This window comes from Streptomyces sp. NPDC048172 (assembly GCF_043202595.1).
Classification (GTDB): domain Bacteria; phylum Actinomycetota; class Actinomycetes; order Streptomycetales; family Streptomycetaceae; genus Streptomyces.
In genome coordinates this window covers 104,828-118,935 of sequence record NZ_JBIDAT010000006.1, presented here as the reverse complement: position 1 = coordinate 118,935, position 14,108 = coordinate 104,828, and the positions used below count along the sequence as shown (strand labels likewise).

Sequence of the window (14,108 nt, the reverse complement as noted above, 5' to 3'; positions counted from 1 at the left end):
CACAAGGAGACGTTCATGCGTCCGGAGAGCGCCCTCGACGCCGATGCCTTTGCCGATGCCGACGCCGATGCCCATGCCGACGCTCCCGCCTTCGCCGGGTTCGGGCTGTCCGGTACGCCCGGCACCGACGAGTTCTGGACCACGGTGCCCGGGGCGATGCCCGTCTCGGCACCCGCCGACGGCGGCGGATGGACGGCGCTCTTCCTGTGGCGCGGGTCGGCGTCCTCGGCTGAGGTCGTCTTCGAGAGCTGGTCCGACCCGGTGCCGCTGCGCCGCTTCGGCGACACGGACTGCTGGTACGCCGAGGTGCGCATGCCCGCGCGGCTGCGGGTGACGTACCAGTTCGTCGTGGACGGCACCGCGTACGCCGATCCGTTCAACCCCGTGGGCGCGGGCGCCGACCGTTCCCTCGCCGCCACCCCCGACGCGCCGCCCCAGCCGGACTGGCCCGTCGTCGGCGCGGGCTCGGACGTCGTACTGCCGCTCCCCGACACCCGTATCCGCTGGGCCAGCGAGCGGCTCGGCGGGCGGCGCACCGTGCGCGTCCATCCGGCGGGCGGCGGGGGACCGTTGGTGCTGCTGCTCGACGGGGACGACTGGCTGTATCTGCACCCGGCGATGACCGCGTTCGACGCCGCCGTGCCCGGAGGCCGGATGCCGCCCGTCACGCTCGTCTTCCTGCCCGCCAAGGACAGGGAGGCCGAGTTCGGATGCGACCCCGCGCTGTGGGAGGCGGTGCGGGACGAACTGCTGCCGCTCGTCGCGGAGTCCGGCGTGCCGTGCGACCCCGGCCGGCTGGTGGTCGCCGGGCAGAGCCTCGGCGGGCTGAGCGCGCTGTACGCGGCGCTGGAGTTCCCCGGCCTGGTCTCCCGTCTCGCGTGCCAGTCGGCGTCGTTCTGGTGGACGCCCGAGGCGGTGGGGGCGGTGGGCGCGGCGGACCTGATGGGCGGACCGCTCGGCGGCACCCTCGCCGCACGCCTGCGCGAGCGGCCCGACCTCTCGGGACTGCGGGTCGCGTTCGACGTGGGCGAGCACGAGCGGCGGATGCTGCCCCACTGCGAGACGGTCGAGAGCCTGACCGAGCAGGCCGGTGCGGCCGTACGGGTGTCGCGCTCGGCCTCGGGGCACGACCGCGCGGGCTGGCGGCACGCGCTGCTCCGCGACGTCGCGTGGGCACTCGGCTAGACGCACCGGCCCGTGGGCACTCGGCTGGACGCACCAGCCCCGGCAGACCTCAGCGCGCCACCGCCAGGCAGTACGCCTCGTCGTCGGCCAGCAGGTTCCGGTGGGTGTCCTCTGCCGTGACCGTGCCGTCGTCGAGGACGAGGACGCGGTCGGCGGCGTCGAGCAGGGCCGGGCTGCTGGTGAGGACGAGGGTGGTGCGGCCCCGGCGCAGCGCGGCGACGTTGCGCGCGATGAGCTGCTCGGTGACCGCGTCCACGGCCGTCGTCGGGTCGTGGAGGACGAGGACGTCGGGGTCGGCGGCCAGCGCGCGGGCCAGGGAGAGGCGCTGGCGCTGGCCTCCGGAGAGGTTCGCGCCGCGGTCGTGGACGCCGTAGTCGAGCCCCTCGCGGTGCAGGGCGACCACGTCGGTCAGCATGGACGCCTCGACGGCCTCGGGGATCTTACGGCTGGTCCCCGACGGGTCGATGTTCGAGCGGAGGGTGCCCTCGAAGATCTCCCCGTCGTACGGGTTCACCAGCACGTGCGCGCGTACGGACTCGACGGCCAGGTCCGCCAGGTCCTCCCCGCCGATCCGCACCGTCCCCTCGTACGCCGTGGGCGGGACCCGTACGGCCAAGAGCGCGGCGAGGTCGGCGGCGGCGCGCGGCTGGTAGGAGGTGAGGGCCACGAACTCGCCCGCGGGGACGTGGAACTTCAGCTCGCGCAGGGCCCCGTGACCGACGTGGTCCACTTCAAGGTCCTTCCGGGCCTCGACCCCGGCCGTACGTTCCCGGCCCGGGGCCGACACCGGCGGCGCCGCGAGCACCAGCGCCATGCGCTCGGCGGAGGCGCGCGCGACCATCACGTACTTCGGCATCTCCGAGAACAGCTTCAGCGGCTCGATGATGAACTGCGCCAGGCCCACGGCCATCACCAGCTCACCGATGGTGATGCTGCCCTCGAACGCCAGCCAGCCCGCCGTCAGCGTCACGGCGGCGGCCAGGACGGCGTTGAGGGCCAGCGCGGCGCCCGCGTACGCGCCGTTGACGCGGGCGACGGTGATCGCCTGGTGCTTCGCCTCGGTGCTGACGCCCCGGTAGGAGCGGAACGCCGCCGCGTTGCCGCCGAAGCCGTGCAGCGGGCGGAGCCCGGTGATCAGGTCGGCGACCTTCGCGCCGGCGCGCGCGACCCGGGCCTGCTGCTCGCGGGTGCTGGAGCCGATCCGCTTGGAGAGCACGCTCAGGATCGACAGGATCGCGACGGTGCCCACGATCACCAGCAGCCCGAGCCGGAGGTCCGCGAGGCCCAGCGCGACCGCCGCGACCAGCACCGCGACGAGCGAGCTGATGAGCATCGGCACGACCTCGACGATGTCGGCGGTCTGGTCGGCGTCCTCGGTGGCGATGGTCAGCACCTCGCCGGACTTGAGGTCCATGTCCCTGGCCACCGGCTGGAGGCCGCACGCCGCGACCCGTACGCGCCAGCGGTGCGCCTCGGTCGTGTTCGCCTTCTGCAGGATGCGCATCCCGAACCGCCACGAGAGCGACACGGTGGTGATGATCACGGCCAGCGCCACGATCGACAGGCCGAGCGAGCCGAGACTGCGGTCGTCCTGCATCGTGTGCTCGACGATCATGCCGAGCGCGATGGGGAAGGCCGTCTCGCCCGCCTGGTACAGGCCCATCAGGAGGGTGCCGGAGAGCATGGCACCGCGGTTGCGCCGCAGCGCCGTTCGCAGGATGCCGCTCCCCGTACGGGGCGGCTGTGTGTCAGCAGTGGTCATCGAGGCAGTGGTCATCGAGATGGCGGGCAATCGCTTCCGGGGTTCGCAGGGTGAACAGATCGCGGATCGTGACCACGGGACCGTACTCCCGACGGAGCAGCCCGACCAGCCGCACCGCCAGCATCGAGTGTCCCCCGAGGGACACGAAGTCGCCCACCGCGCTCACCTCGTCATCATCCAGGTCCAGGGCCTCGGCGAAGAACTCGCACACCATGACCTCGGTCTCCGTCTCCGGCCCGCGCTGTCCCGCCGTGCTCAGCGTGCCCAGCGGCTTCGCCTCCGGGAGCGCCTTGGTGTCGGCCTTGCCGTTCACCGTCAGCGGGATGGAGTCGACCCGCGCGTAGTGCGTGGGGCGCAGGAAGTCCGGCAGCCCGGCGCCCACCTCGGCGGCGACCTCGGCCAGGTCGGCGCCCGAGCCGTCGTCCAGCACGAGATACGCGGCCAGCCGGTACGCGCCGTCCACCTGGGGATCGGACTGGGCGACGGCGGCGGCGAACCGGACCGCCGGGTGCGCGGCGAACGCGGCCTCGACCTCGCCCGGCTCGACCCGGTGCCCCCGGATCTTGACCTGCTGGTCGGTGCGGCCCAGATACGACAGGTTGCCGTCGGGCCGCCGCAGCACCAGGTCGCCGGTGCGGTACATCCGCTCGCCGGGCGCGCCGAACGGGCAGGCGACGAAGCGGTGCGCGGTCTGCGCGGGCTGCCCCAGATAGCCGCGGGCGATGCCGACGCCCGCCACGTACAGCTCGCCGGGCACCCCGTCGGGCACCGGCCGCAGCCAGGGGTCCAGCACGTACACGTCGGTGTTGTCGATGGGGACGCCCACCACCGGGTCCGCGCACTCGAAGGTGCCGACGCCGAGGGTGTTGATGGTGTACTCGGTGGGCCCGTACAGGTTGTAGCCGACCGTCCCCTCCGTCTCCGCGAGCCGCCGCCACAGCGTCGGTGTGACGGCCTCGCCGCCCAGCAGCACCAGCGCGGGCCGCCGCGCCGGGGCGTCGAGCAGGCCCTCGGCGACGAGCTGCTGCGCGTAGGTCGGGGTGACGTTGACGACGTCGATGGAGTGCTCCAGGCAGTACGCGACCAGGCGGGGCGCGTCGCGGCGCAGCTCCTCGTCGCAGATGTGCACCTCATGCCCGTCGGCGAGCCACAGCAGCTCCTCCCACGACATGTCGAACGCGAACGAGACGGTGTGCGCGATCCGGAAGACCCGGTGGCCGTGCTCCGCCAGCACCGGTTCGAAGATCCGCCGCTGGTGGTTGATCAGCATGTTCGTGAGCCCGGCGTACTCGGTCGCCACGCCCTTCGGCTTCCCCGTCGATCCCGAGGTGTAGATCGTGTACGCGGGGTGCCGCAGCCGGTCGGGGTCGCCGGGCAGATACGTCACATACGGCTCGGCCTCCGGCAGCGGCCGGTCCAGCTCGACCAGTTCACAGCTCCCCGCCACGTCGCCGGTCAGCCGGGGCGCGACCTCGCTCACGGTGAGGATCACGTCCGGGCGGGCGTCCTCGACGATCGCGGCGATCCGCTCGTCGGGATGGTCCAGCTCCAGCGGCACGTACGCGGCGCCGACGCGCAGCACGGCGAAGAGCGCCACGATCGAGTCGAGGGAACGCGGGATCGCCAGGCCCACGTTCGCCTCGGGGCCGATGCCCCGCGCGGCCAGCACCCCGGCCACCGCGCGGCTGCGGTCCCGCAGCTCGGCGAAGGTCATGGCCGCGCCGTGCGCGACGAGCGCGGTCCGCTCCGGGGCACGGTCCGCCGCCCGGTCGAAGCGGTCCACGACGGTGTCCGTGCCGATCTCCGTACGGGCGCCGGGCCCGGACCGTGACTCCAGGCCCGGAACCGGAGCCGGAAGCGGAAGCGGAACCGGGAGCGCGCCGAGCGGCCCCGTCGCGCGGGCCAGCTCCTCCAGCACGCGCAGATAGGCCTCAAGAAGGTGGCGGGCGCCCCGCGTGTCCTCGTCGCGGTGCTCCAGCTTGACCGTGAGCCGCTCGCCGGGGGTGACGACCCAGGTGAACGGGTAGTGCGTGGAGTCGTCGGCCCGCACCCCGGTGATGCCGTGCCGGGCGTTCATCTCGGCGAAGGCGTCCATGTCGAGGAAGTTCTGCAGCACGAACAGGTTGTCGAACAGTGCGTCGTGCCCGCTCGCCCGCTGGATCTCGCCGAGCCCCAGCTGCTCGTGCTCCATCGCCGCGACCCGGTCCGCCTGTACGGCCGCCAGGTACTCCGGCACGGAGTCGTACGCCCCCGCCCGCGTCCACTGCGGCACCGTGTTGAGCAGGACGCCGACGATGCCGGACAGGCCCTCGCCGTCCCGCCCGGAGACGGTCACGCCGAACACGGCGTCGCTCCGCCCCGTACGGGCGCCGAGGAAGAGGCCGAACGCGCCCGTCAGCAGCGAGTTCAGCGTGACACCGTGCGCCTTGGCCGCCTCCCGCAGCAGCTCCGACCGCTCGGCGGAGAGCGTGTGCACCAGGGTGCCCGGCAGCGCGTCGGAGAGGGCCGGTGCCGGTCCGGCGAGCAGCGTCGGGCCCGGCAGACCGCTCAGGTGGTCCGCCCAGAAACGCTCCGCCCGCGCGGGGTCCTCGGCGGCCAGCTCGCGGGCGCGCTCCTCGAAGCCGGGCGTGGCCGGGGCCGGGTCCCAGGGGCCGCCCGTGACGACGGACTCGTAGGCGTCGAACAGGTCCCGCAGCACGATCTCGCGCGACCAGCCGTCCCACAGCAGCAGGTGGTAGCTCAGCAGCAGGCCGTCGCGACCGCCGGGCAGCCGCACCACGGTCAGCCGGACCAGCGGCGGTTCGGCCGGGTCGAAGCCGGTCGCGCGGTCCCGCGCCCGCAGCGCGTCGACCTCGGCGTCGACCTCCGCGTCCACCTCGGCGTCGACCTCGGCGTCCACTTCGGTCTCCGTACGCAGCTCGACCGTACGGACGTCGAAGTGCCGCTCCCCGCCCAGGACCTGGACCGGGTTGCCGTCGTCGTCCGTGGTGAAGCCCGCGCCCACCACGGGGTGCCGCGCGCTCACGTGTGCCATCGCCTCGGCCAGCGCGGCGGTGTCCAGGCGCCGGTCGAAGGTGAACCAGCTCTGCGCGACGTACGGCCCGGCCTGGCCCGCCAGCTGGGCCTGGAAGTACAGGCCCCGCTGCAGCGGGGTGACCGGCGCGGTGCGCTCGGCCGTCGCGGAGGCGCGCGCGATCCCCTCCAGGGCCTCGCGCCAGTGTCCGGCGAGCGTGTCGGGGACGCCGTCGGCGAGGGTGAACTCCGCGTGCAGGCAGCCGGTGGCCTCGTCCGTCCACGCGTTGACCTCGACCGCGTACGGGCTGGCCTGGCCGTCGCCGCCCGCGACGCGCGGCACCTCGGACTCGCCGCCCCGGCCCAGGTAGTTGAAGAGCACCTGGGGGCGGGGGTGCGCCGTCAGCAGCGGGGCCGTCTGCGGGTCGAGGTACCGGAGCCGCCCGTAGGCGAGGTGCTCGTGCTCGTCCGGCTGCCGCGCGGCGACCTCGCGCGCCGCCGCCACGGGGTCGGTGTGCGCGGTGAGCCGTACGGGCGCGATGGCGGTGAACCAGCCGACCGTACGGGTGTAGTCGTGGTGCTCCTCGACAGGGACCCGGCCGTGCCGCTCCAGTTCGACGGCGAGGTCGGCGGGGGAGGGCTGGACGTGGGTGAGCGCGGCGCGCAGCGCCCCGCACAGCAGCTCGGTGAGGCCGATGCCGAGCGCGGCGGGCGCGGTGCGGGTGACCGCGTCGCTCGCGTCGGCCGGGAGCACGACGACGGTCTCGCGCCGCCCGGAGACCGAGGGCAGCAGTGGGGGCGCCTGGAGCGTGGCGATCCAGTTCCCGAGCCCGTCGAGCGCGTCCCCTGACCCCGACCGGACCGCCAGTGCCTCCGCGTACTCCGCGTAGGACGTGGTCGCCGGGGCCGGCGGCTCGCCGCGCAGCGCAGCGGCCAGGTCGTCCAGCAGGATCAGCCAGGACACCGCGTCGACGGCGAGGTGGTGCGCGGTGACGACCAGGGTCCCGCTCGCCTCCAGCCACGAGAACGCGACGACGTCGCCGGACACCGGATCGAGCCGCCCGGCCGCCTCGTTCGCGGCCGCCGTCGCGTCGGCGGCGTCCGACCGTACGACCGTGACCTCGCGCGACGGCTCGGTGCGCGGCGCCCAGACGCCGTGCTCGACGCGCAGCCGCAGCCGCAGGACCGGGTGTGCGGCCACGACGGCGTGCGCCGCGCGCCGGATCTCCGCGAACCCCGTGCCGTCCGGGACCGCGAGCGTCCGGGCCTGCGCGAACCGGTCGAGCGAGCCGCCCAGTTCGCGCTGGCGCAGGATGACCGGCGTCGGCGGCAGCGGGCCGTCCTCGCGGCGGAGCACGGGGGCCGATTGCGGGGCACCCGCGCCCAGCCGCTCGGCGAGCGCGCGCGGCGTCCGGTGCAGGAACACGTCGCGGGGCGCGATCCGCAGCCCGCACGCCCGCGCCCGGTTGACCACGGTGATGGCGACGATGCTGTCGCCCCCGGCGCGGAAGAAGTCGGTGTCGGCGCCGACGTCGGCACCGTCGGGCAGCGCCTCCGTGAAGATGCCGACCAGTTCGGCGAGCGTCGCCGAGGGAGCTGGAGCTGCGGACGATGCGTCCGCCACAGACACGTCATCGGCACTCGCGGCGCGCTCTGCCAGGGCCGCGCGGTCCAGCTTCCCGTTGACCGTCAGCGGCAGCGCGGGAACGCTGAGCACCCGGCCCGGCACCATGTGCGCGGGCAGCTTCGCGGCGAGCGGGCCGGTGACGCCGTCGGGCGTACGGCCCACGACGTGCGCCACCAGATGGTCGCCGCTCTCCGCGACGGTGACGGCCGCGTCGGTCACCCCGTCGAGTTCCCTGAGCGCCGACTCGACCTCGCCCAGCTCGATGCGGAAGCCCTTGAGCTGCACCTGGTCGTCGGCGCGTCCGGCGAACTCCAGCTCGCCGTCGAGCGTACGGCGGGCGAGGTCGCCGGTGTGGTACATCCGCGAGCCGTCGGCCGCGAACGGGTCCGCCACGAACCGGCTCGCGGTCAGCCCCGGCTTGCCGAGGTAACCGAGCGCCACCTGGTCGCCGGCGACGTAGACGGCGCCCACCCGGCCTGGCGGGACGGGGCGGAGGCGGTCGTCGAGCAGGTGGGTGACGAGGCCGGGTATCGCACCGCCGATGGGGCTGGCGGTCGGACCGTCGCGGTCGCCGAAGTCCTCGTCGGTGAGCACCCGGTGGGTTACATGGACGGTGGTCTCGGTGATGCCGTACATGTTGACGAGTTCGGGCGTACGGGTGCCGTGCCGCTCGACCCAGCCGCGCAGCCGACCCAGGTCGAGGGCCTCGCCGCCGAAGACGACGCGGCGCAGCGCCGGGAGGGGCGCGCCGGAGTGCCGGTCGGCCTCGGCGAACTGGTAGAAGGCCGACGGCGTCTGGTTGAGGACGGTCACGCCGCGCTCGCGGACCAGCCGGTGGAAGTCCACGGGCGAGCGGGTCAGCGCGTGCTCGGGCACCAGCAGCTCACCGCCGTGCGTCAGCGCGCCCCACAGCTCCCACACCGCGAAGTCGAAGGACGCGGAGTGGAACTGCACCCACACGTCGTCCGGGCCGAAGTCCATCTCGTCCCGGGTGTGGGCCAGCAGCGCGACGACGGCGGAGTGCGGCACGGCGACGCCCTTGGGGCTGCCTGTCGACCCGGAGGTGTAGATCACGTACGCGGGATCGTGCGGGCCCACCTCGGGGGCGGGCCCTCCCGCGCCCTCGGGGAGTTCCTCCCCCTGCACCAGCAGCCGCGCCCGTACGCCCGTCCGGGCCAGCAGCTCCGCGAACCGGTCCCGGTGCTCGCGGTCCACCAGGACGGCCTGCGGGGCGGCGTCGGCGAGGACGTACTCCAGCCGTTCGTCCGGGTAGGCGAGGTCCAGCGGTACGTACGCGCCTCCGGCGGTGGCGCACGCGACGAGGGCGACGACCTGTTCGAGAGAGCGGGGGAGGGCGACGGCGACGCGGGTGCCGGGGCCGATTCCGGCGGCGCGCAGCGCGGCGGCCGACGCGTCCTTGGCCTCGGCCAGTTCGCCGTACGTCAGCGAGCGGGTGCCGCCGTCCAGCGCGCACTGCGTGACGGCGGTGGCGGCCGGGTCGCGCCGCGCGGCGGCGTCGAAGAGGGCGCCCAGCGTTGTCGGCGCGGCCGTGGCGGGGAGCTGGTCGTCCTCGGATGCCAGCTCCTCGACGTGCGTGTCCGGGCGGGTGAGCAGGGCGGTGAGGGCGTCGGCGAACGTCCGCAGGACGCGCCGGGCGCTCGACTCGCGCAGCAGCTCGCCGTCGTAGATCAGGCTGAAGCGCGGGCCGCCGTCGGGCGTGCGTTCCACGACCAGGGTCAGCGGGTAGTGCGGGGCGCCCTCGTTGACGACGTCGGTGACGACGAGCGTGTCGCCGGGGCGGCGCAGCGCGGCGACGTCGGTCGCGACGTCGAAGACGACCAGCGTGTCGAACAGGGGGCCCGCCGCGCCCGCCTGGCGGCCGGTCCGGGAGAGCGAGACGTGCTGGTGCGGCTGGACGGCGCCCTGGTGCTCCCGTACGGAGGCGAGCAGGTCGCGCGCGGTGGTGGTGCCGGTCCAGTGGGCGCGTACCGGGATGGTGTTGATGAAGAGGCCCACCATGTCCGCGATGCCGGGCACGTCGGCGTCGCGTCCGGAGACCGTGGAGCCGAAGACGACGTCCCGGCTGTGCAGGATGCCGCCCAGCGTCGCCGCCCACGCGCTGTGCACGGCGACGCTCAGCGGCACACCGGCCGAGGCGGCGGCCGCGTCGATGTCGTCCGGCGGGACGAGGACGGTCTCGGCGTACCGGTCCGAGGGGGTGTGGCCCTCGGCGACGAGCGAGGGGCCCGGCAGCCCGGCGAGCTGCTCGCCCCAGACGTGGTCGCTCTCGTCCTCGTCGCGCCCGGCGAGCCAGCGGACGTAGTCGGGGAAGCCGCCGAGGGGGTGGACGGTGCCCGGCGCGTGGTACTCGGCCAGCAGGGCGCGGAGCATCGGCGGCACCGACCAGCCGTCGGCGATGAGGTGGTGCACGGTCTGCACGAGGACGTTCCGGCCGGAGCCCGCGCGGACGAGGGTGCAGCGCATCAGCGGCCCGGCGGCCAGGTCGAACCCGGCGCGGCGGTCCCGCTCGGCGAGCGCGCGGATCTCCTCGTCGCCGATGCCGGGACGGTCCAGGACCGTGAACGGGGCCTCCACCCCGCTCTCCAGCACCGAGACGACACGTCCGTCGGCCAGCGGCACGAACCGTGCGGCCAGGTTCGGGTAGAGGGCGAGCAGCCGAGTGGCCGCTGCCGCGAGCCGGTCGGCGTCCACCTCACCGTCAAGGGTGAGGAGCTGCTGCTCGACGTAGCTGCCCGCCGAGTCCTCGTCGTAGACCGAGTGGAAGTACAGGCCCTCCTGCAGCGGGGTGAGCGGCAGGATGTCGCGCAGCTCCGGGCCGTCGAGGGCGTCCACGTCGGCCTGCGTGAGCGGCACGGGGGCGAAGTCGCTGGGGGAGTGGCCGCCGTGGCCGGGTCCTGAGAGGTCGGCGAGCCCGTGCAGCGCGTCCTGGAAGTAGGCGGCGAGGGCCGTGACGTCCTCGTCGCGGAAGACACCCTCGGGCCAGGAGAGGGCGGTGGTCAGCTCGTGCCCGCCGCCCGCGTCGGGGGCGGGTTCGGCGATCGCGTTGAACTCCAGGGCGCGCGGCAGCCGCATCGCCGGGTCGCGCCGCTCGCCGAGCTGCCCGGTGGGGCCCGCGAGCTGCCAGTCCTCGGCGGAGCCCGAGTCGAAGCGGCCCAGGTAGTTGAAGAGCACCTGCGGCGCGGGCCCTTCGAAAGCGGGCCCTTCGAAAGCGGGCCCTTCGAAAGCGGGCCCTTCAAAAGAGGTGCCGTGCAGATAGCGCAGTACGCCGTACGCGAGCCCGTTGCCCGGCACCCGGGCCAGGTCCTCCTTGACGGCCTTGAGTGCGGCGGCCAGATACGCGGGCGCGGTGAGGTCGTCCGTGAGGTCGTCCGCGGGGCCCGGGTCCACGGTCACGGGGAAGAGCGTGGTGAACCAGCCGACGGTCCGCGACAGATCCGGCTCGGCACCGTCGGCCGCCGCGGCCACGTGGCGGCCCTCGCGGCCGTGTCCCTCCAGCTCGATGTGCGCGAACGTCTGGTCCTGCCCGAGGTCGCGGCGCCACCGGGCGAGGGCGACGGCGAGCGCCGTCAGCAGCACGTCGTTGACGCCCGCGTGGAACCGCGCGGGGACCTCGCCGAGCAGCGCGGCCGTGGTCCGGGGGCCGACCGTGACAGTACGTGTCCGCTCCCGCGCGACGGTGTCGCCCGCGGCGAGCGCGCGCCTGCCCACCGGCAGGTCCGGGCCCGGCAGGGGCTCCTGGAAGAAGGCGCGGTCGGCCTCGAAGTCCGTCCGCTCCAGCAGCTGCGTCCAGCGCCGGAACGAGGTACCGGCGCGCGGCAGCGCGATCGGCTCGCCCGAGGCGAACTGCCGCCAGGCCGTGGCCATGTCCTCCATCAGGACCCGCCAGGAGACCCCGTCGATCACCACATGGTGGGCGACGAGGACGAGTTGGCGCTCGGCGCGGCGCCAGACGGCGCGCAGCATCACGCCGCCCGCCGGGTCCAGCTCCGCGGTGGCCAGCGCCACGCACGCGTCCACCGGACGGTCGCTCTCCCGCCACCCCGTGCCGCCGGGGCCCGCTGGGCCCGCCTCCTCCGGGATGTCGAAGCTCCAGCGGTCGCCGCGCACCAGCCGGGCGCGGAGCATGGCGTGCCGTGCGACGAGGGCGCCGAGGAGCGCGTCGAGCGCGTCCGGGGTCAGCTCCGCCGGGGTGCCCAGCACCACCGACTGCGTGAAGCCGTCGATCGCGTCCGTGGTCTCGCCGAGCCACTGCACGATGGGCGAGCCCACGACGGGGCCGGTCGCCACGTCGCCGCGGTCCACCGGGGCGGCGTCCTCCCGGCTCGCGACCGCCGCCAGGGCGCCGAGGGCGCTGTGGGCGAAGATCTGCCCGACGGTGACATGGAGGCCCGCCTCGCGCAGCGCGCTCAGCAGCGAGATGGTCAGCAGACTGTCGCCGCCGAGCCGGAAGAAGTCCTGGTCGACGCCGACCTCGTCGGGCGCGAGCCCCAGCACCGAGGCGACCGCCGCGCACACCGCGCGCTCGTTCTCGGTGGCGGGCGGTACGACCGAGGCCGTACGGAGCACGGGTTCGGGCAGCGCGCGCCGGTCGAGCTTGCCGTTGGCGGTGAGCGGGAACGCGTCCATCACCACGAGGTGGGCGGGCACCATGTGCTCCACCATGTGCGCGGCGGCCCACTCCGTGACCTCTTCGGCCCGCAGGTCCTCCCTGCCGGACACCGGGATCACGTAGCCCACCAGATACGTGCTGCCCGCCGGGCTCTTCTTGGCGACGACGCAGCTGTGCCGTACGGCGGGGTGTTCGGCGAGTCCGGCCTCGACGTCCTCGATCTCCAGCCGCATGCCGCGGATCTTGATCTGGTTGTCCGCGCGGCCCAGGAAGTCGAGCGAACCGTCGGGCGCGAACCGCGCGAGGTCGCCGGTCCGGTAGAGCCGGGAGCCTCGGGAGCCGTCCGTGGCGAAAGGATTCGCCACGAAGCGGGACGCGGTCAGCCCCGGCGCGCCGACGTAGCCGCGGCCGAGGAGGAAGCCGCCCGCGTACAGCTCGCCGCCGACCCCGACGGGGACCGGGCGCAGCTCGTCGTCCAGCACGTACAGCTCGGTGTTGGGGTTGGCCTTGCCGATGGACGTCGAGAGGCGCTCGGCCGCGCCCCGGTAGATGACGTGGGAGACGCCGATCGTCGTCTCGGCCGGGCCGTAGCCGTGGTAGAGCGGGATGTCGAGCTGGGTGCGGAACCGTTCGTACAGCTCGGGGGTGAGCACCTCGCCGCCGCACCAGACATGGCGCAGGCTGTCCAGCCGCCCGGTGCCGTCCGCCATCTCCAGCAGCACGTCCAGCATGGAGGAGACGAGGTAGGTGAACGTGACGCGCTGCTCGGCGATGACGCTCAGCAGATGGTGCGGGTCGCGCTCGCCGCCGGGCCGCAGGACCACGAGCCTGCCGCCGCGGACCAGCGGCAGGAAGATCTCGTTGATGGAGATGTCGAAGGAGAGCGGCGCCTTGAAGAGGGAGGCGTCGTCGTGGCCGAATCCCAGGATCTCCCGCGACTGCCACAGCAGCCGTTCGCTGATCGCCTCGTGCCGGATCATCGCGCCCTTGGGCCGCCCGCTCGAACCCGAGGTGAAGATCACGTAGGCCAGCGCCTCGCCCGGGAGCGTGACCTCGGGCGGTTCGACGGGCAGCGCACCGTACGCCCAGTCGTCGAGGTCGACGGCGAGGGCCGGTGGTTCGCCGGGTGACCCCGCGCCCGATCCGTCGAGCTGCGCGACGACGCCCGCGTCGTCGATGACGAGGGCGCGGCGCTCGGCGGGCCACTGCGGGTCGAGCGGGACGAACGCGCCTCCGGCCTGGAGCACGCCGAGCAGCCCGATCACCATCTCGGCGGAGCGGCCCAGCGAGATCCCGACGGTCTGCTCGGCTCCGAGCCCGTCCGCGCGGAGCCGGTGCGCCAACTGGGCGGACAGCTCGGCGGCCTGGCGGTACGTCAGCGTGCGCCGCTCGTCGACGACCGCGATCTCGTCCGGCCTGGCCCTGACCTGCTCGTGGAAGAGCTCGACGAGGGTGGGGCGTACGCGCTCGGCCCGGGTGTCGTTCCACCGGGCCAGCTGCGCGATCCGGGCGGGGATGCTGGAGGGGGCGATGGTGCCGAGCGGCCGGTCGGGGAAGTCGGCCAGGTCGTCGAGCGCGAGCTGCGCTTCGGCCAGGTCGACGCCCTCGGGGACGGCGATGCCCCAGCCGTCGGCGCCTCGCGCCCCTTGTGCCCCGATGTCCCAACCCGGCGTCCCCGCACCGCCGTTGTCCGCCCAGCCGAGGACGTCGGGGAAGGGCGTGCCGGGGGAGAGGTCGATGCCGTCCGGGCTGCGGCCCGTCGCCCAGTACGCCAGTCCGATGGCGCACGCGGTGGCGACGGTCCGGTCGGGATACTCGCCGATCCGGCGGCGGACGCCGGTCAGACGGGAGGGAGACAGCAGGGCGGTACGGGGGCGGCGTTCCATCATCGA

The 14,108-nt window shown here is 74.4% G+C and carries 3 protein-coding genes; 1 reads left to right on the top strand and 2 read right to left on the bottom strand.

The annotated features are described in order from the left end of the window. Positions 1-15: 15 nt before the first annotated feature. Entirely contained in the window at positions 16-1,185 is a 1,170-nt protein-coding gene (locus ACGF3A_RS26200; RefSeq protein WP_393732767.1) for an alpha/beta hydrolase-fold protein, read from the top strand. Positions 1,186-1,234: 49 nt separating this feature from the next. On the opposite strand, the gene ACGF3A_RS26195 is transcribed toward ACGF3A_RS26200, so the two are convergent. Together ACGF3A_RS26195 and ACGF3A_RS26190 are read right to left on the bottom strand one after the other, a co-directional pair. Continuing rightward, entirely contained in the window at positions 1,235-2,947 is a 1,713-nt protein-coding gene (locus ACGF3A_RS26195) for an ABC transporter ATP-binding protein (protein WP_393732766.1), read from the bottom strand. Beyond that, on the bottom strand, positions 2,934-14,105 hold the full coding sequence (locus tag ACGF3A_RS26190) for an amino acid adenylation domain-containing protein (protein ID WP_393733383.1): 11,172 nt from the start codon (positions 14,103-14,105) through the stop codon (positions 2,934-2,936). The genes ACGF3A_RS26195 and ACGF3A_RS26190 overlap by 14 nt, the downstream gene beginning before the upstream one ends. Positions 14,106-14,108: the final 3 nt, after the last annotated feature.

What these genes read in the sequence shown, in the direction of transcription:
- ACGF3A_RS26195 (WP_393732766.1), bottom strand. Translation starts at nt 2,947, where the DNA reads ATGACCACTGCTGACACACAGCCGCCCCGTACGGGGAGCGGCATCCTG.
- ACGF3A_RS26190 (WP_393733383.1), bottom strand. Translation starts at nt 14,105, where the DNA reads ATGATGGAACGCCGCCCCCGTACCGCCCTGCTGTCTCCCTCCCGTCTG.
- ACGF3A_RS26200 (WP_393732767.1), top strand. Translation starts at nt 16, where the DNA reads ATGCGTCCGGAGAGCGCCCTCGACGCCGATGCCTTTGCCGATGCCGAC.